The sequence below is a fragment of the Micromonospora sp. NPDC001898 genome (genome assembly GCF_042891255.1).
GTDB lineage: Bacteria > Actinomycetota > Actinomycetes > Mycobacteriales > Micromonosporaceae > Micromonospora.
In genome coordinates, this window is sequence record NZ_JBIATC010000009.1 from 162,670 (window position 1) to 181,046 (window position 18,377).

Sequence of the window (18,377 nt, forward strand, 5' to 3'; positions counted from 1 at the left end):
TGCCGCCGACAGCGGCCATCGTCAGGTCGCCGCCGCCTCCCCGGCCGGCACCGCGGCACCGACCGGACGCCCCGTCGCCCCGATGAGACGGGCGACCACCGCCCGGGACGACACACCCAGCTTGGCGAAGATGTTCGACAGGTGCATCTCCACCGTCTTCTCGGTCACGAAGAGTTCCTGCGCCACCCGCCGGTTCGTCAGGCCCTGGCTCACCAGCACAGCGACCTGCCCCTCCCGACGCGTGAGCAGGTTGAGGCCGGCTGCCTCCTCACGGTCGTCCGGGCCTGCCCGACGCGATGAACGCGCCGCGAGCCGACGCCGTTCCACCACGGCCCGCCGGGCCAGCCGGTGCGCGCCCCATCCCTCGAACGCGGCCTGGACCGCCTTGATCTCCCGGTAGCTGTCGTCGACCTGGCCGAGTGCGGCCAGCGGGCCGACGGCCACCATCCGGGCCCTGGCGGCGTCCACCACCATGCCGGCGGAGGCCAGTTCGCGTGCCGCCACCTGCGCGGCGGCCACCGCCCGCGCCGGGTCCTCGGCGGCCAGCACCTGCGCCCGGGCGAGCAGGGCCAGACCGGTGTGGCCCGGCAGGTCGAGCACCGCGGCGACGGCGGCGGCGCGGTCGGCCCAGTGCGCCGCCAGCTCGGCCCGCCCCGCGACCAGCTCGGCCCGCGTCATCGCCTCGCACCAACTGGCCTGCGAGCACAGGTCGGAAGCGGGCGGGCCGTCGTCACCGGGCCGGCTCCGGGCCAGGTGCCCGGGCACCTTCCCGCCGGCCAGCCCGATCTCCACCAGCAGCCGGCGGACCAGCAGCGCGTACGGGCCCTCGGGCAGCGTCGGCAGGGCATCCACGTCCGGGTCGGCCTCCGTGGTGGGCCGCATCTGGCTGTCCAGCCAGGCCAGCAGGGTGCGGGCCACGGCGATCTCGCGGTCGCCGCCGACCGCGGTGGCCACCTCCACCGCCCGCTGCGCACACTCCTGCGCCTCGAGCAACCGGCCTCTGGCCTGCATCGTCACCACCAGGGCCGCGTAGAGCCGGGTGAGCAGCAGCAGTTGCCCGCCCTGTTGGGCGCCAGCGACCGCCCGGTCCAGGTGGCGGAGCGCGTCGTCGAAGCGTTCGTGCAGGATCTCGGCCTCGATCACCCAGGCGGCGGCCCGCAGGCTGCGAACGAACTCGCCGTCGAGCATCGCGTCGAGCAGGTCGACCGCCTGGTCCAGCCGCCGGCGCGCGGCGGGCATGTCCAACGCGGCGGTGTCCGCCACCGCCAGCAGGGCGAGCGTGGTGGCCTCCGCCGAACGGGCCCGGTGGCGATGGGCTGCGGCGTACGCCACGGCGGCCATCTCGCGGGCGGTGTCGACGTGACCGGCGGCCAGTTCCAGACAGGCCAGTTCGAACGTGAGCATGGCCCGGCCGATGCTCTGGGTGGCGGGCAGCGCGGCCAGCTCCGCCCGGGCCAGCGCACCCGCCTCGGCACGTCGGGACAGCGACAGCTCCACCATGACGCAAAGGGCGACCGCGTGCGCACGGCGGGTCGTCGGTCGACGTTGCAGCAGCCGCAGCGCCTCGTGCAGCGCGTCCCGGCTCGCCAGCAGCTCGCCGACGGCGGCGGCCAGTTGGGCGAGGCGGACCAGCAGCACCACGCGCCGCTGGTCGTGGTCGGGCCGGTGTGGCAGCAGCCGCAGGGCCACGCGCAGCCAGTGCGCCGCGGTGACCGGCGCGTCGTGCTGCACCGCCATGGCGGCCCGGTGCAGCGTCGACACCGCGGCCAGGTCACCGGGCCGGGCGATGCGGGCGACATGCGGGGCCAGCGCCTGGGGCGAGGCACCACGCCGGCACAGCGCGGCCGCCGCCCGGTCGTGCGCGGCCAGCTGCCAGCCCGGGCTGACCGCGTCGTAGACCGCCCGCCACAGCACGGCATGCCGGAAGCCGATCAGCCGGCCACCGGCGACCCGACGGACGACATCCAGTTCGGCCAGTTCGTCCAGCGCTCGGTGCACCTCGGCGTCGCGGCACTGGCCGATCTGCGCGACCAGCGCCGGCTCGAACACCTCTCCCGCCACCGCCGCCGCGTCGAGGACGATGCGGCTCAGCGGGGAGGCAGCCTCCAGCTCCCCGACCAGCCTCATCCGCAGCGCGGCGGGCAGCTCGCCGACGACCACCGACGCGGTGCTGCACAACCCGGTGGCGGCGGCGGCCAGCGCGTGCAGGTGCAACGGGTTGCCACCGCTGTGGCGGTAGACGGCGGACTTCCACGGCGCGCTGCGCTGCGATCCGAGCAAGGTCTGCGCGTCCTGCTCGCTGATCGCCCCGAGCGGCATCTCCCGCACCCACTCGTCGCCCGGCGCGCCGACCAGGGCGGTGTGCAGGCGTACCGGGGCCTGCCGGGGCCGATAGGCCAGCACGACCAGCAGCGGCACCGGCGACGGGGAGCGCACGAGCTGGTTCAGCAGCGCGATGGTCGTCTCATCGGCCCAGTGCATGTCGTCGACGAGGACGACCAGGGTGTTGGCGTCCGTGTCACCGGCCCGGTTCACCAGGTCGCGCACCAGGTGGCTGGGCGCGAGGGCACCCGACGCCTCGCCCGCGGCGGTCTTCCGGTTGGCGCAGCGGTCGCAGTCGACCAACGCGTCGAGCAGCGGGGCCAGGGGTTGTGACCGCTGGCCCCGGGTGGCCGAGCTGGACACCACCCGGGCGCCCCGGCGACGGGCCAGCTCACCGAACTCGCCAAGCAACCGGGTTTTCCCGATGCCGGGATCGCCGGTGACCGCCACAACCCGGACTCCGGCGCGGCCGGTCGCCTCCAGGACGCTCCGCAGGGCCGCCAGTTCGGTGTCCCGGCCCACGAACGGGGTCACCACCACCACTGCCCCGAGGCAGGCCCGCCGCCGTCAGGTGTCCGTCGAGCCCAGGAACAGGCCATTCCAGATCGACTCCCGTCTTCCAGATGAGCCATCACCCGCAATGGAGATTAGCAGGGTTGGATTGGTTTGCGGGCCGTTATCCACACCAGAGTCACGTCACGTATGCCCATGCGTGCGCTTGATCCTAGGGAACTCCCCAGTGCCCGACAAACAGCCAGAAGTCCATAATCTACGGTAGCCATGCATGAGATGGAGGCGTCATTGAGCAGGCGGCTGTACGCCCTCCCTGTCGACCAGACGGGCTGGCACATCAAGGCCGGAAACACCACCGTATTCGACTGGGACTACGACGACAGCCGGGACAAACTGCTCAGCCTCTACGAAAAGGGCAAACAGCGGCAGTGGAACGCGGCGGAACGACTCGACTGGACGATAGAAATCGATCATGACGATCCGATGGGCATACCGGAGGAATCGGTCGCCATCTACGGGTCGCGCACCTGGCAAGCGCTCAACAGCAGAGAAAAGGCTAACGTCCGGCTACACATGAACTCGTGGCAATTCTCCCAGTTCCTTCACGGTGAACAGGGCGCCCTCATCTGCTCCGCCAAGATCGTGCAGACCGTGCCGGACATCGACTCCAAGTTCTACGCCGCCACCCAGGTGGTGGACGAGGCCCGCCACGTCGAGGTGTACTCCCGCTACCTGCGAGAGAAGATCGGCTTCGCCTACCCCATCAACCCGCACTTCAAGTCCCTGCTCAACGACATCATTTCCGACTCCCGCTGGGACATGACCTACCTCGGCATGCAGGTCCTCATCGAGGGCCTCGCCCTGGCCGCGTTCGGGCAGATCCGCGACTACTCCAAGGAACCCCTCGCCCAGGCCCTCAACGCCTACGTCATGCAGGACGAGGCACGGCACGTGGCATTCGGTCGACTGGCCCTGCGCGACTACTACCCCGAGCTGACCCAGGCCGAGCGCGACGAGCGCGAGGAGTTCTGCATCGAGGCCTGCCACATGCTCCAGCAGCGCTTCGTCGGCGAGGAGGTCTGGACCGCACTCGACCTGGACGCCGCCGAGTGCGTGGCCTTCATGCGCGAGTCCGAGCACTACCAGTACTTCCGATCGAAGCTGTTCTCTCGGATCGTGCCAACGCTCAAGGACATCGGCCTGTTCGGCCCGAAACTCCAGCGGGCCTTTCGCGACATGGGCGTGCTCAGCTACCAGGACGCCGACCTCGACCGGCTGATGGCCGAAGACGAGACCGTCGCCGACGAGGTCGACCGGCTGCGCCGGGAGCAGGTCGCGCAGGCGATCCGGTTCGGCGCAGATTCGTCCTGACTCCCACCGAGCGGCCGGCCCGAGAGGAGATCGCCCCGTGCGCACCCCCGCTGAGTCCACCAACTACGTCCCGCAGGCGTTGGCGCTGTTCGAGAAGTACGGCCCGGCCGAGGCGATCGTGCACCAGGACCGCCGGCTGACCTACGCCGACCTGCGGGAAGGCGTCCAGCACCTGGCCGAGGCCCTGCGCGGGCAGGGAATCGGTGCGGGCCACGCGGTGGCGGTGGTCGCCAACAACCACCCCGACGTGGTCATGCTGCACTTCGCGCTGCACCTGCTGGGCTGCCGGTCCGTCTGGGTGGCCCGCGCACCCCTGGAGCACCAGCTCGGCTTCCTCCGCCAGGCCCGCCCGGACGCGCTGGTGTACGACCCCCGCACCCACGCCGAGTCCGGCGTCGAACTGGCCCGCCGCGCCGCTGCCCCGGCTGTGTTCAGCCTCGGCCCCGGCACCCTCGGCACCGACCTGTGGCGGGCCCCCCGCACTGCGGTGGACCCGGCCGACGCGACCGGCGAGCCCGCGTCGGTGTTCCAGACCAGCGGCACCACCGGACGCCCCAAGCTGGTCCACCACCGAAACCTGTTGTTCCAGACGATCCTGGAACTCGCCACCCGGTGGGCGGGAGAGGGCCGTCCGACCCGCCACCTCTACTACGGCGTCTTCTGGCACGTCAGCTCCCAACTGGGCGTCATGGGCATGCTGTTCGCCGGTGGGACGCAGGTGATGTGCGACTCCTTCGACGCGGCGCGGTTCTTCACCCTGATCGAGCAGGAGCGCATCACCAGCACGAACGCCGCCTCGCCCCGCCTGTACGAGATGCTGGACTGCCCGCTGCTCGGCCGGACCGACTTGAGCAGCCTGGAGATGATCACCCTGGGCGGCTCGACCGTCGCTCCGGCCCGGCTGACCCAGGCACTCGAACGCTTCGGGCCCATCGTGCGCGTCGCCTACGGGATGAGCGAGGCCCCCCTGATCACCGAACTCAACGGCGACGAGCACGACCCGAGCCGGCCTCACCTGCTGCGCTCCTGCGGACGCGCCTACGGCGACGTGCGCATCGCCGTCCGGGACGACGCCGGGCGGGATCTGCCGCCCGGACAGCACGGTCACGTGTGGATCTCCGGCTCGCTGGTCATGGCCGGGTACTGGGGTCAGCCGGAGCTGACCGCCGCAACGCTGGTCGACGGCTGGCTACGCACCGGGGACACCGGGCATCTCGACGAGGACGGCTACCTCTACCTGGTGGGGCGCGACCAGGAGCTGATCGTCACCGGTCCCGGCGCCGTCAACGTCTACCCGGGGCCGATCGAGGACGTCCTGACCGCCCACCCCGACGTCCACGACGCGGCCGTCACCGCCGTACCGGACGACGCCTACGGTGAGGCGGCGTACGCCTTCGTCGTGCCCGTACCGGGCGCCACCGTCACCCCCGAAGAGCTCCGCGACCTGGTCACCGAGCGACTCGACACCAACTGGACGCCCCGCGAGGTGGAGTTCGTCGACGCGTTGCCCACGATCGGCTACGGGAAGGTCGACAAACGCGCACTTCGTGACCGCTATCTCGCCCGTACCGGCACGGCAGTCGGTCCACCGGAGTGACGGTGCCCACCCGGTCCCGGGTCGCTCTCGTCGGGCTGCTCACCGCCGGAACGATCTCCGACACCGGCACCCGGGTGTCCACGGTGACGCTGCCCTGGCTGGTCCTGGTCACCACCGGCAGTCCCACCCGGATGGGCCTGGTCGTCGCGGCCGAGATGCTGCCCTACGTGCTGACCAGCGCGCTGGGCCCGCCGCTGGTGGACCGGCTCGGCGCCCGCCGGGTCTCCATCACGGCCGACCTGGCCAGCGCCGCGGGCATGGTGCTGCTGGCCAGCGTCTACCATCTCGGGTTCGCCACGCTACTCGGCCTGGTCGCCGTCATCGGTGTCCTCCGTGGTTTCGGGGACAACGCCAAGCGGGCGATGGCGCACGCCACCATCGCAGCGGCGGGCGCGTCCATGGCCCGGGTCAGCGCCATCGACGACGGCCTGCACCGGACGAGCATCCTCGTCGGCGCTCCGGCCGCCGGCGTGATCATCGCCTGGTTCGGCATCACCCAGGCCATCCTGATCGACGCGGCGTCCTTCGCCGTGGCCGCGGCCGTCGTGACGGCGCTGATCCCGGCGTCCATCGGGCGGCCCACGCACACCGCCGCGGCGGACCGGGAGCCGTACCTCAAGGCGCTCGGCATCGGGCTGCGTCACCTGCGCCAGGACCAGGTCGCCGTCGGGATCTTCGCGGTGATGTTCATCATCAACCTGTTCAACCAGGCCAGCGTCGCCGTCTACATCCCCGTCTGGGTCGACCGGGTGCTCGGCAACCCGGCCGCGCTCGGCGCGGTCAGCGCCGCGCTCGCCCTCGGCGCGATCGTCGGCAACATCGGCTTCAGCTTCGCCGCCAACCGGCTGCCCCGGTACCTCACCTTCACGATCGGGCTGCTCGTCGGTGGGGCCCCGCGCTTCCTGGCCATGGCGTTCAGCCACGACCTGCTGGTGGTGATCGCCATCACCTTCGTCTGCGGCGTGGCGCTGTCCTCCGTCAATCCGATCATCGCCGCCACCATCCTGGAACGCACTCCACCACCGTTGCAGGCCCGGATGTTCGGCCTCGCCACCGCGGTCTCCTGGGCCAGCATCCCGATCGGCGGCGTCCTCGGCGGCTGGGCCGCGTCCACGCTGGGGTTGACCACCGCGATCGCCCTGAGTGGACTGTTGTACCTGCTGGTGGCGCTCACCCTGGTGCTGCGTCCCGCCCGCTGGCGCCGCCTGGACGAACCACCGCCCAGCACGGCGACCACCGCCGAACCGGCCCGGACGTGACCACCACCGCGGCGATGTGGCCGCCACCGATCCCGCCGGCCCCGACGCCCCACGTCGGCAGCCTCGGCGACGTCCCGACCACCCCAACGGTCCACGTCCCCCCGCTCCACCCGTGACCGGTCAGCACTGCGGAAGGCGCCAACGACATGCACGTTCGAGACGACTACGGGCTCACCATCGCCGAAGCGGACGCGCAACAGGCACTCGCCGCACACCGCGCCGGTGAGCTGCCCCCGGTCGCACTCATCCGGGTTCCCGACCCGCCCCGGGAAGCCTGGGCGGACCTCGCCCGGGCCGGATTCGTCCGCAAGCCGAGTTGGCTGAGCTGGCGGGCGCCCACGCCACGCTCGGTCGACGACTACGCCGCCCGGCTCGCCCGCAAGGCCCGCCAGGACCTCCGCCGGGCCATCGACCGGGCGGCCGGCGCTGACGTACACATCGAGGTGCACCAGACGCTCAGCGGCGACCAACTCGACCCGTTCCTCGCCCTGTACGAGAGCCGGGTCAACGGCATGCGGTTCGGCTTCTCGTTCGCCGGCTCGATGCGCGCCGGCATGATCGACAATCCGAGGACCTTCGGTGTGTTCGCCTACGAGAAGGGCGAGCTGGTCGGCGGCTGCCTGTGCCGGGAGTACCCGGAGGACAACTCGGTGTGGCTGCTGTTCTCCGCCGTCGAGTCCCGCTGGCGGGAACACAGCCTCGCCCGGGTGATCTACCTGCACGCCTTCGAGGAGACCCGCAGGCGCGGCTGTCCCGAGGTGACCATGGGCAACGACCCCAACCTGTACGGGCACGTCGCCAAACCCGGCCTGTTCCTGTTCAAGACCCGCCTCGGCTTCGAGCCGGTACCCGCCAAACCCATCGGCCGGGCCCCGGCCGGCGACTGCGCCGACCTGCTGCTCTCCGTCGAGGCGCTGACCACACCTGTGGTCGTGCTGGGCTATGCCGATGACGACTCCCACGACGCCGTCAGCACGCCCCGACTGACCACCCACGTCTTCGGCGCCGGGCCGGAGGTCGACATCGACCGGTACACCACCCGCACCGTCCGCACGGCCAGCCGCGTCGACCTGCCGGCGCCGATGGCCCCTACCAGCGTCTGAGCCCTGAGTCGCAGTCCTGCTTCACCGTCGTACCCACCGGCCGCTGCGGACCTGGCCTGCCCCGGGAACCTGAGCCGCACAGCCCCGATCGTGAGGGTGGAAATGGTCTGTTCGCTCGTCTGCGCCTGCTCGCCCGCCGAGGCGGCGTACGTGCCCCGTCGTCGGCTCCGGACGTCCCCATGAACACGGACCTCACTCAGGGAAGATCAATGCCCGACCAGCAGGCCGCGCCAGCAGCGACGAGGATCTCCGTGCTCGGGCCGTTGCGCGTCGAGCACCTCAATCGCACCGTGCCACTCGGGCCGAAGGTCTCCGGCCTGCTGTCGGCGCTGGTGCTCCGCGTCGGCCGGCCGGCCGACGCGCGCCAGCTCGTCGACCTGCTGTGGGGTAAGTCCGCCTCGGCGGCAGCCGAGACGACTCTCCGCAGTCACGTCTCGCACCTGCGCCAGAAGCTGGAACTCCCGCCCGGGCAGGACGGTCCGGCGGCCACCGTGCGGACGGTGGGTACGCCGGCCAGCAGGGGCTACCTGCTGGAGCTGGAACGGGACAGCATCGACGCACACGTCTTCGAGAACGCGGTGGTCGACGGCAGCCGGTTGCTGCGGACCGGCGGTGCCGCGGAGGCGCGGCAGGCGGCGAAGCTGCTCCGGGACGGACTGGCGCTGTGGCGCGGCACCGCGTTCGCGGACATCGCCCACTGGTGGGGCGCCACGGCCGAGATCAATCGCCTGGACGCCCTGCGCCGCTCCGCGATGCAGATCCGCGCCGAGGCGCTTGTCGAGATCGGCAGCTACGTCGAGGCCACGGGGGAACTCGCCGGCATGATCGCCGTTGATCCGTACAACGAGAAGGTGCGTCGCCTGCTGGCGCTGGCGCTCTACGCCGACCAGCGGGTGGACGAGGCGGCCGAGGTCTGCCGAGAGGGACTGACCCTGCTGGCGTGCCGCGGTCTCGACGCGCCCGACCTTCATGACCTCCAGCGGAGGATCCTGCGGCGGACGGTTCCGGTCGATGCCCGTCCGGCCGTCCCCCGGCTGCTGCCGCCGGCACCGCCGATCTTCGTCGGTCGGGCCGCCGAGCTGGAGACGGGCACCCGGCTGCTGGGCGGCGCGGGCTGGCGTCCGAAGACGCTCGTCCTCAGCGGCCCGGCGGGCATCGGCAAGAGCACCTTCGCCGTCCACCTGGCGCACCGGCTCGCCGACCACCTGCCGGGCGGGCAAATCTACGTTGACCTGCGCGGATCCGACGCCCTCTGTCCACCGCTGTCCGTTCCGGAGGTGATCCGGACCGTCCTGCTGGCCCTGGGCGTGTCGCCGGACCGCCTGCCCGTCAGTGTGGACGGCCAGTTGGCGCTGTACCGCAGCCTGCTCGTCGACCGCCGGATGCTGATCGTGTTCGACAACGCGGCAGACGCCCACCAGGTACGGCCGTTGCTGCCCGCAGCGGCGGGCTGCCCGGTCATCGTGACCAGTCGGAGCAGGCTCACCAGCCTGGTGGCGACCGGCACGGCCCTGCCACTCTCGCTCGGCCCGTTGTCCGATGTCGAGGCGCGGGAGCTGCTCGAACGGCGCCTGGGCGTCGATCGGACCGCCGCCGAGCCGGCGGCGGTGACCGACCTCGTCGACTACTGCGGCGGCAACCCGCTGACCCTGGCGGTGACCGCCGCCCAGACGGCCGACTTCCCGGGGCTGCGACTGGCGGAGCTGGCCGCCGAACTGCGGGTGCCCGAGACCCGAGTCGACGCCCGGTCCACGGTCGAGGCCGCCGCCGACGTGCCCGGCACCGGCCACCTCCTGGCGGCCCCTCGGGATCAGCTCGTGACGGCCTCCGGGGCACCGTAGGTCGCCGGGGCCGGGGCACCCAGGACGTCCCGCACCATGAGCACGGCCTCCAGCCGGTTGCGGGCACCGAGCTTGGCGAGCGCGTGCGAGACGTGGCTCTTGACGGTGGCCCTCGACACCCCGCAGAGCTCCGCCGCCTCGGCGGTGGTCAGCCCCTCACCGAGCCGGCAGAGCACCTCGCGTTCCCGGGCGGTCAGCTTCTGCACGGCGTCCTGGGACCGTCGGTCCGTCGCAGCCGGGTTGACGTAGAGGTTCAGCAGGGCCGGGGAGAGCACCCGGTTCCTGCCGGTGACCGCCTGCACGCTGCCGGCCACACCGCCGAGGTCGGCCTCCTTCACCAGGCAGCCGGCCGCGCCGGCCGACACCGCCGCGTCGAGACTGCGCCGGGACCAGTCCAGGCACAGGAGAACGACCCTGATCCGTCGGGCGGTCAACTGCCGGATCGCACCGACCATCGGTTCCCCGTGGCTGGATCCGAGGACCGCCACGTCGACGCGTTGCAGGGGCCAGTCCGCCAGGGGGCGGCGGCTGTCCACCTCCGCCACGACGTCGAGCTGGCTGTTGCCGTTGAGCACGTCGTGCAGTAGCTGACGCCAGAGCGGGTCGTGGTCCGCGACCAGGACACGGGTCCGCAGGTGGGGGCGGGTCTCGCCACCGTCGGACGTCGACCGCGACCGGAACTGGTGCGTCGAGCCCTGGATCACCGTCATCTCGGCACCTCTGTCTGCAGGTCGGCTGCGCTCGATCGCCGTGCTCCGTCGCGGAACCGAAACTCGTAACGGATCCGCCGCTGTGCCTCACCGAGCAGCGCGGCCAGGTCGGCATGCCGGTCACAGCGGCCCCAGAGCAGGTCGAGGTGCCGGGTCATCACGTCGGCGTCGAGGACGTCGCCCACTCGTGCGTACGCCCGGAACCCGTCGATGCCGTCGAGGCTGCGGACCTCGGCCGCGCCGCCGATCGAGAGGAGTTCGCAGGGCTCGACCGGGGCCAGGGTGTGGTACTGGAAGTGGACCTGGCCCGGCTGGTCGACCGGGGGTGCGGTCACCGGTTGGCCCAGTGCCAACTGCCCGGCGAGGCGGACCACGTCGAATCCCGCGCAGTGCCGGGCCAGGGCGTTGATGTGACCGCCCAGGCGACCGTTGACCTCGATGATCCGGGGCCCGCGCCTGGTCAGCTTGATCTCGGTCTGGGTCAGACCGGGGCCCAGGTCGAGCACGGTGAGGGCACGCGTGGCGAGGTCGAGGATCTCCTGTCGCTCCGCGTCGGTCACCGCCGCCGGCCAGAACTGCCCCACCTCCCGGAAGGGCGGTTCCAGCGGCAGTTTCCCCGTGACGGCGAGGTGTCGCAGTCCGTGCGGCCCGTGGTAGCTCTCCACCGACACGAAGTCGCTGTACGGTCCGTCCTGCCGGCCCACCAGCAGTTCCTCCACCACGACGGTGGCCACCCGGCCGGCGGGCAGGAGCGGGGCGAGCACCCGGTGTGCCGTCGCGTCGTCGGTGACCACGTACGTGTTGCGGCTGCCCTGGCCGTACACGGGCTTGACCACGGCGGGCAGGCCGACGTGTTCCCGGGCAGCGGCCCACTCGTCGACCGAGGAGATCGGGCGGCTGCGGACGTCGTCGACGCCGCGCAGGCGCAACCGCTCGCGTTGGCGCACCTTGCTGGCCAGCATCTCGGTCGTGGCGATCGAGTGGAAGGGCAGTCCGAGCGCATCGGCCAGCCACGCCGTGACCGGCAGCATCGGCTCGGAGAAGGTCAGCACCGCCGCCGGGTTGAGCCGCCGCACCGCCGCCAGATCCGCCTCGCGGTCGGCGGTCAACGGTACGACGTCGCCCAGCCGGCGCAGCACCTCCCCGGTCCGGCGGGTGTGGTCGCTCGGGTTGACCAGGAACGCCAACGGGCCGAGTGCCCCCAGCCCGACGGCGATCTCGGCAGCCGACGCGGCGCCGCGGTCGTACACGACCACCAGCGGGCCGGCCATCAGTCGGGCATTCCCGCCACCGAGTGCAGCGCACTGCGGTACAGCTCCAGGTACGTCGTCGCCTGTGCCTTGTCGAACAGGTCGGGGTCGTAGGCGACCGCGACGGCGGTGCCGAAGTCACGGGAGTTGATCATGAAGTCGACCATGAACGGGAAGCTGGCCTTGTCGAAGGCCCACCACGCGCCGGGCCGGATCGCGGTCAACTGACCCAACTGGTCGTAGACGTGGAAGTGGGTGAAGTTGAACGCCACGTCGAACGGTGGCCGGCCCAGCCGCTGCTCGATCATCGCCAACGGGTACCGGCGGTGCCGCATCCCCCGCTGCTCGGCGCCGAGGGCGCTGCGGCACAGTTCCCCCTGCTCCGCCGGCACGACCGGGACACGAATGGGCACCGTGTTGAGGAACAACCCGACGAGCAGGTCGGCACCGGCGGTCTCCGGCCGCCCGTTGACCGTCAGTCCGGTCACCACGTCGCGGTCCCGCCCGGTCCAGGTGCTCAGGGCCCGGACGTGGCAGCCGAGGACCAGACTCTTCAGGGGGACGCCGATGGTCCCGGCGGCGGACCGGAGGCCGTCCAGCAGGGCTCCCCCCACCTCGAAGCTGATCGTCTCGCGGGGGTCGGCCGCACCGCCGAACCGCCCCCGGTCGAGCAGCAGCCCGGGAACGTCCGCCTCGGTGTGCCAGTAGTCGGCGGCCTCCTGGTCGTCGATCGCCTCCCGTTCCAGCCGGAGGAACTCCCGTTGGCCGGACTCCGGCGGCAGCGGCAGGCCGGCCGGGCGGCCGGTGAGTCTCGCGTCGTACAACGCGAGCAGTTCGTAGCAGAGCCGCGCGTAGCTCCAGCCGTCGAGGATCGCGTGGTGGATCGTGAGGGTGAGGTGGAAGCTGTCCTGGAGCGCCACCACGTGGCAGCGGACGACCGGCGGGCGCCCCCAGTCGAGGGCCTGGGACAACTGCGTCTCGCGCCAACGGGCGACCGGTTCGGCCGTGGTGGCGTACTCGACGGACAGCGGTGGGTCCACCGAGGACCACAGCAGTTGCGCGGGGACGCTGTAGCCGCCCAGGTCGAAGGAGGAACGCAACGCCGGGTGACGGTCACACAGCTCGGCGAGCGCGGCGGTGAACAGCGACTCGTCGAACGGCCCGGCCACCTCGACACCGACGAGATCCTGGTAGAGACGGGGATCACCCGACGCCTCGCTCAGGTAGATGATCCCCACCTGCAGGGCGGAGGCGGGCCAGGCGTCGCGGACCCCCGTCGGCATCAACGCCTGGTCATAGGGATCCAGGAGACCGAACGGCCGGCGCTGATGCCCGCCCTCGCCAGGTTCGTCACGTCCGTGCCGGCCGGCCACCGCCGCCACCAGCTCGCTGACCGTCGGAAAGAACAGCAGGTCGCGCAGTTCGATCGGGATACCCCGCGCGTTGGCGTCCGCGACCACCCGCAGGGCGATGAGCGAGTCCCCGCCGAGGGCGTAGAAGTCGTCGTCGGGACCGACCGGCTGGTCACCGAGGTGCCGTCGCCAGATCTTCACCATGGCCTGCGTCGTGTCGCTCATTCGTCGAACTCCCTCGGGGATGCGGTGCGCCGCCGGGTCAGCACTGGCAGATGTGTGATGCCGGCGATGAAGTTCGATGCCAGGTGCTCCACCGGCCCGTTGAGCTCGATCCGGTCGAACGCCCGGAACAACTCGGTGAAGAAGACGGCCAGCGTCATCCGCGCCAGCGGTGCGCCGAGGCAGTAGTGCGGGCCGAATCCGAAGGCGATGTGCCGGTTGTCCGGGCGGGCGATGTCGAACCGGTAGGGATCGGTGAAGGTTTCCGCGTCCCGGTTCGCCGACCCGATCCAGACCGCGACCGCCTCGCCCCGGCGGACCAGGCCGCCGCTGAGTTCCACGTCCTGCTGGGCGTGCCGCAGGAAGCTGTTGGCCGGCGACGTCCACCGCAGGCCCTCCTCCACCACGCCGTTCACCGCCTCGGACGCGGCGACCGACTGCGCCGGATGTTCGATCAACGCGAGGACGGTTCCGGTGACGGCGTGCGGGGTGGTGGCGTTCGCGCCGAGCAGCAGGCTGTAACAGTTGTAGATGACCTCTTCGGTGGTCAGCCGCCGGCCACCGGCCAGCATGCTGGTCAGGTGCCCGATCAGATCGTCCCGCCGCTGGCACCGGTCGTCGCGCAACTGACCGGCGAAGTAGTCGAACAGGCCGTGGTGGGCGATGGCCAGGGTGGCGGCGGGGTGCCGCACCCTCAGCCCGGGATCCTCCGGTGCGGCGGCCATCGCCGTCCACCGGGTCAGCTCGGCCCAGTCCGGTTCGGGGATTCCCATGAGCATGCCGGCGACCGCCATCGGCAACTGTGCGACGCACTCGGCGAGATCCCACTCCGCACGGTCGAGCACGGGGCGCAAGACCCGGCGGACCGCCCGTACGACGCCTGGTTCGAGGTCCCGTACCGCCCGGGCACTCAGCACGCGGTTGAGCGGGGTGCGCAGCTCGGTGTGCCGGGGCGGGTCCGTCGACACCAGCATCAGTCCGGCCGCCGCGTCGCCGTGGCCCAACTGCTGCAGGAGGCTGCCCCGCTCCGAGGTGAACCCGCGGTGGTCGCCCAGCACCCGGCAGGCGTCCCGGTACCTGGTGACCGACAGGAAGGTTCGGCCGTCCGGCAGGTCCTGCCGGTGCAGCGGATACCGGGCCCGCATCTCGGCCCACACCGGGTGCGGGTCACCGGTCGCGTAGAAGTCGGGGGCGAACAGGTCGACGTCCCCCACCGGCACGGTCAGGGCTGCCACGGCGCTGGAGATCCTCACCGGAGGTCCCGGTGGGCCGCCTGCACGGTGCGGGCCAGGCCGGCCGGCGTCGGGTCGATGTAGAAGGCCAGCGGGGACACCTCGACACCGTGCGCCTGCCGGAGTTCCGTGAGGATCTGCACCCCGAGCAGCGAGTGGCCGCCGAGTTCGAAGAAGTCGTCGTCGGCGCCGATGCCGTCCAAGCCCATGAGGTCCTCCCAGAGCTGGGTGATGGTCAGCTCCAGCTCCGTACCCGGTTTGCGGTGGTCGGCGCTCAGCTCGGGCCGGCTGTGGGACTCCCGGCTGGCCAGCTCGGTGCGGTCGACCTTGCCGTTCGCCGTCAACGGCAGCACGTCCAACCTGGTCACCCGGGCGGGCACGGCATACGACGGCAGCACTGCGGTCAGCCGTCGGCGCAGGTCCAGCACGGATGCGGTCCCGGTGAGGAAGGCCGCGAGGCGTCGGCCCCCGCGGGCGTCGTCCTGCACCACGACGGCCGCACCCGTCACGCCCGGCACGCCGACCGCCACCGCCTCGACCTCGGCCGGCTCGACCCGGAAGCCCCGGATCTTCACCTGTCGGTCCCGCCGGCCGACGAACTCCAGGTGCTCCCCGGTACGCCGGACCAGGTCGCCGGTGCGGTACATGCGCGCACCGGGGGTGGCGGCGAAGGGGTCGGCGACGAAGCGGGTCGCGGTGAGGGCCGGGTCACCGAGGTAGCCGTGGGCGATCCCCGACCCGCCGACGTACAGTTCCCCGACCTGACCGTCGTCCACCGGCCCGAGCCGGTCGTCCAGGACGTACGCGGTGGTGCCGCGGATCGGCCGCCCGATCGGGACGGTGCTCCCGGTGACCAGGGAACTCATCCGGTGGCAGGTGCTGAAGGTGGTGTTCTCCGTCGGCCCGTACCCGTTGATCAGAACGGTGTCGGGCAGCGCGGTCACGGCGCGGTTCACGTGCGGTACGGAGAGCACGTCCCCACCGGCGAGCAGGTGCCGCAGTCCGCGCAGGTGGTCGAGGCCGACCTCGACCACCCGGTGGAACAGGCCGGCGGTGAGCCACAGCACCGTGGCACCGTGCTCCGCGACGAAGGCGCACAGCTCCTCCGGCGAGAGGTCGCCCGGCGGCGGGACGACGAGGCAGGCCCCGTTGAGCAGCGGGGCCCACACCTCCAGCGTGGAGGCGTCGAACGCCAGCGGCGCGTACTGGACGAACACGTCGTCGGGACGTACCGGCAGGAAGTCGCTGTCCACCACCAGGCGGACGACGGCCCGGTGCGGTACGCACACCCCCTTGGGCAGGCCGGTGGACCCCGAGGTGTAGGCGAGGTAGGCGAGGTGCGCGGGGCCGGACTGGCCGGCGGCGAACCCGGCCGTTCCGTCGTCCCCGGTGTCCTCCACCGGCAGGGCCCGGCACCCGGTCGGCAGGTCCGACAGCCCGGACGACGTGGTGAGGACCAGTTCGACGGCCGCGTCCCGGAGGATGGCGTCACGGCGCTCCGGCGGGTAGCGGTCATCGAGCGCCACGTACGCGGCGCCGCAGCGGAGGATCGCCAGCAGACCGACCACGGTCGCGGCGGACCGGGGCAGGTGCACTCCCACCACCGTCCCCGGTACCGCGCCCGCCTGCCGCAGCCGGCGGGCGAACCGGTCGACGCGCCGGTTCAGCTCGGCATAGGTCAGCTCACCGTCCCAGGCCCGTACCGCCGTCCGGGCGGGGTGCCGTGCGGCGACCTGCCGGAAGATCTCGTCCATCATCGCGGGGCACGCTCCTGTAGTTGCGCCGACAGCAGGGCGAGCAGCGGCTCGGGCGCGGTCAGGAACTCGTAGTGGCCCCCAGCGAGGACGTCGAACCGCACGTCGTCGCCGTAGTGCTCCCAGCCGCGTAGTTCGGCCTCGGTCACCTCCGGGTCGTCGGCCCAGCGCAGCACCGTGACGGGCATCGGGACCGGTGCCGGCTCGTCGAGCCGGTAGTGGCGGTTGGCCTCAAGGTCCTCGCGCAGCACCGCCAGGCTGAGGGCCAGCATCGCGGGATCCGGCTGTCCGCCGCGCCGCACCGCGAGACCGGCCAGTTCGTCGAGGAGTTCCTCGTCGGTGAGGGCCAGGAACCGGTCGTGCGGACAGTGGTGGGGGGCGACCTGGGCCGAGACCACGAGCCCGGCCGGCATCGCCAGCCGGTCGGCGGGCAGGCGACGAGCCGTCTCGTACGCCGGCAGTGCGCCGGCGCAGTGTCCGAAGAAGACGAACGGCCGGTCCAGCAGCGGCAGCAGTTGCTCGGCCAACACGTCCGCCAGCTGCGCGTAGCTCCGGTAGTGCGGCTCCCGGATGCGGTTCTCCCGACCGGGCAACTGCACCAGGCACACTTCGACCCCGTCGATCCAACGGGGCCACCGGTTGAACATCGACGCGCCCATACCCGAGTACGGGAAGCAGAAGACGCGGCCGACTGACTCGTCGGACGGGTCGCGCAGCAGCCAGCGGTTGCGCTTCACGACCCGGACTCCCGTGCGGGGCCGGCCGGCTGCGGGTCGGCCCGGTTCGTCTCGACGTGGCCCCGGCCGTCCGGCCGGTCGAACGGATCCGTCATCATTCTTCTCCCTGCGTCGCGCGCATCGGTGCCGAAACGTTCCGGCGCAGCAGGGGCAACTGCCGTTGGACGAGTCCGCCGAATTCCGCTGCCCGGTCGCGGTAGTAGAAGTGGTCGCCGGGCAGCAGGGCGATCGTCGCCGGCCCGACGGTCAGGTCCGCCCAGCCGCGCAGGTGCTCGGGGGTGATGTCCGGGTCGGCGTCGCCACCGACGACCAACATCGGGCAGCGGAGCGGCTGTGGCGACCCGACGTGCCGTGCGGCCAGCAGCGTGTCCGAGCGGATCGTCTGGATCGCGAGACGCAGCATCTCCGGGTTGTCGAGCAGTTCGTCGGTCATGACGTTCTCCCGGCGGAGCAGAGCGACCCACTGCCCGACGTCGCGCGACTCGATCTCGTCGGCGCGCAGCGTCGTGACCGCCGTCGGCTGGGCCGACGAGATCACCACGAGCTCGACGTGGCGGCCGGAGCGCGTGAGCCGGTGCGCCAGCTCGAAGCAGAGCAGTCCGCCCAGGCTGTGCCCGAGCAGCACCAGGTTGCCGGCAGCGTGCCGGTCGATCTCCGTCGCCATCTGGTCGGCCAGGTCGTGCAGGCTGGCCGTGGCCGGCTCACCGATCCGGGGCCCCCGCCCCGGGTACTGCAGGACCAGGGTCTCGTCGGCGGCAACCGCCACGTGCCGCAGCAGGTCGTACACGGAGTAGGCGCTGCCGCCACCGTACGGGGCCACCACGATGGTCCGGGTGGCCCGACCGCCGGGCCTGCCCGCACCGCTGCGGTACCGCCACAGCCCTCGCGTCATCGGCTCCAGCGCCATCCGGCACACCCACTTTCCTCAATGGGTCTCGGCTCAGTGAAGCACCCGGCTGTGGAACCACTGTGGAACCCGCGTGGAAGGTGGAGCCGGTCGCCGGGCACCGGTCCCCCGGCGGCGCCGGACAAGTCGGAAACGCCGACCAGGCTCGGTCCGGACCCGTCCGGCCGGACGCACCGCGCACCCAACTACGCCCCGGTTCTTTCGGCG

General features: G+C 71.9%; 13 protein-coding genes. 5 read left to right on the forward strand and 8 right to left on the reverse strand.

From position 1 onward, the window contains the following. Positions 1 to 21: 21 nt before the first annotated feature. Entirely contained in the window at positions 22 to 2,856 is a 2,835-nt protein-coding gene (locus ACFYZF_RS20520; RefSeq protein ID WP_387023026.1) for an AAA family ATPase, read from the reverse strand. A 246-nt stretch (positions 2,857 to 3,102) separates the two neighbouring features. On the opposite strand from ACFYZF_RS20520, the gene ACFYZF_RS20525 reads away from it, so the two are divergent. The 5 genes from ACFYZF_RS20525 (at position 3,103) to ACFYZF_RS20545 (ending at position 10,006) form a co-directional block, all read left to right on the forward strand. Next, complete coding sequence (locus ACFYZF_RS20525; RefSeq protein ID WP_387023028.1) at positions 3,103 to 4,206, forward strand: ferritin-like domain-containing protein; 1,104 nt, start codon at positions 3,103 to 3,105, stop codon at positions 4,204 to 4,206. A gap of 37 nt (positions 4,207 to 4,243) precedes the next feature. After that, positions 4,244 to 5,803, forward strand: a complete 1,560-nt coding sequence (locus tag ACFYZF_RS20530) for an AMP-binding protein (RefSeq protein WP_387023030.1) — start codon at positions 4,244 to 4,246, stop codon at positions 5,801 to 5,803. 2 nt (positions 5,804 to 5,805) lie between these two features. Next, positions 5,806 to 7,062 carry an MFS transporter gene (locus tag ACFYZF_RS20535; RefSeq protein WP_387023032.1) on the forward strand — a complete coding sequence of 419 codons (1,257 nt, stop codon included), beginning with the start codon at positions 5,806 to 5,808 and terminating at the stop codon, positions 7,060 to 7,062. Between the two features lie 146 nt (positions 7,063 to 7,208). Beyond that, entirely contained in the window at positions 7,209 to 8,165 is a 957-nt protein-coding gene (locus tag ACFYZF_RS20540) for a GNAT family N-acetyltransferase (protein WP_387023033.1), read from the forward strand. Positions 8,166 to 8,374: 209 nt separating this feature from the next. Further along, positions 8,375 to 10,006, forward strand: a complete 1,632-nt coding sequence (locus ACFYZF_RS20545) for a BTAD domain-containing putative transcriptional regulator (protein ID WP_387023035.1) — start codon at positions 8,375 to 8,377, stop codon at positions 10,004 to 10,006. On the opposite strand, the gene ACFYZF_RS20550 is transcribed toward ACFYZF_RS20545, so the two are convergent. From ACFYZF_RS20550 to ACFYZF_RS20580, 7 genes are all read right to left on the reverse strand, one after another. Then, positions 9,976 to 10,716, reverse strand: coding sequence for a LuxR C-terminal-related transcriptional regulator (locus ACFYZF_RS20550; RefSeq protein ID WP_387023037.1), 741 nt, complete (start codon positions 10,714 to 10,716; stop codon positions 9,976 to 9,978). The genes ACFYZF_RS20545 and ACFYZF_RS20550 overlap by 31 nt on opposite strands. Further along, complete coding sequence (locus ACFYZF_RS20555) at positions 10,713 to 11,987, reverse strand: acetyl-CoA carboxylase biotin carboxylase subunit family protein (RefSeq protein WP_387023039.1); 1,275 nt, start codon at positions 11,985 to 11,987, stop codon at positions 10,713 to 10,715. Before ACFYZF_RS20555 ends, ACFYZF_RS20550 begins: the two co-directional genes overlap by 4 nt. Beyond that, the gene (locus ACFYZF_RS20560) at positions 11,987 to 13,543 is read right to left on the reverse strand and encodes a condensation domain-containing protein (protein ID WP_387023040.1); all 1,557 of its coding nucleotides are present in this window, start codon (positions 13,541 to 13,543) and stop codon (positions 11,987 to 11,989) included. Before ACFYZF_RS20560 ends, ACFYZF_RS20555 begins: the two co-directional genes overlap by 1 nt. Next, positions 13,540 to 14,775 (reverse strand): cytochrome P450, encoded by a 1,236-nt coding sequence (locus ACFYZF_RS20565; protein WP_387023042.1) that lies wholly within the window; start codon positions 14,773 to 14,775, stop codon positions 13,540 to 13,542. The genes ACFYZF_RS20560 and ACFYZF_RS20565 overlap by 4 nt, the downstream gene beginning before the upstream one ends. Before the next feature lie 14 nt (positions 14,776 to 14,789). Further along, entirely contained in the window at positions 14,790 to 16,529 is a 1,740-nt protein-coding gene (locus ACFYZF_RS20570; RefSeq protein ID WP_387023044.1) for an amino acid adenylation domain-containing protein, read from the reverse strand. Beyond that, complete coding sequence (locus ACFYZF_RS20575) at positions 16,526 to 17,263, reverse strand: thioesterase II family protein (protein ID WP_387023046.1); 738 nt, start codon at positions 17,261 to 17,263, stop codon at positions 16,526 to 16,528. Before ACFYZF_RS20575 ends, ACFYZF_RS20570 begins: the two co-directional genes overlap by 4 nt. A 94-nt stretch (positions 17,264 to 17,357) precedes the next feature. Beyond that, positions 17,358 to 18,170, reverse strand: coding sequence for a thioesterase II family protein (locus ACFYZF_RS20580; RefSeq protein ID WP_387023048.1), 813 nt, complete (start codon positions 18,168 to 18,170; stop codon positions 17,358 to 17,360). Positions 18,171 to 18,377 lie beyond the last annotated feature (207 nt).

Excerpts from the sequence above, each read along its gene's own strand:
- ACFYZF_RS20525 (WP_387023028.1), top strand. The coding sequence starts at position 3,103 with ATGCATGAGATGGAGGCGTCATTGAGCAGGCGGCTGTACGCCCTCCCT.
- ACFYZF_RS20570 (WP_387023044.1), bottom strand. The coding sequence starts at position 16,529 with ATGATGGACGAGATCTTCCGGCAGGTCGCCGCACGGCACCCCGCCCGG.
- ACFYZF_RS20580 (WP_387023048.1), bottom strand. The coding sequence starts at position 18,170 with ATGGCGCTGGAGCCGATGACGCGAGGGCTGTGGCGGTACCGCAGCGGT.
- ACFYZF_RS20540 (WP_387023033.1), top strand. The coding sequence starts at position 7,209 with ATGCACGTTCGAGACGACTACGGGCTCACCATCGCCGAAGCGGACGCG.
- ACFYZF_RS20550 (WP_387023037.1), bottom strand. The coding sequence starts at position 10,716 with ATGACGGTGATCCAGGGCTCGACGCACCAGTTCCGGTCGCGGTCGACG.
- ACFYZF_RS20545 (WP_387023035.1), top strand. The coding sequence starts at position 8,375 with ATGCCCGACCAGCAGGCCGCGCCAGCAGCGACGAGGATCTCCGTGCTC.
- ACFYZF_RS20560 (WP_387023040.1), bottom strand. The coding sequence starts at position 13,543 with ATGAGCGACACGACGCAGGCCATGGTGAAGATCTGGCGACGGCACCTC.
- ACFYZF_RS20555 (WP_387023039.1), bottom strand. The coding sequence starts at position 11,987 with ATGGCCGGCCCGCTGGTGGTCGTGTACGACCGCGGCGCCGCGTCGGCT.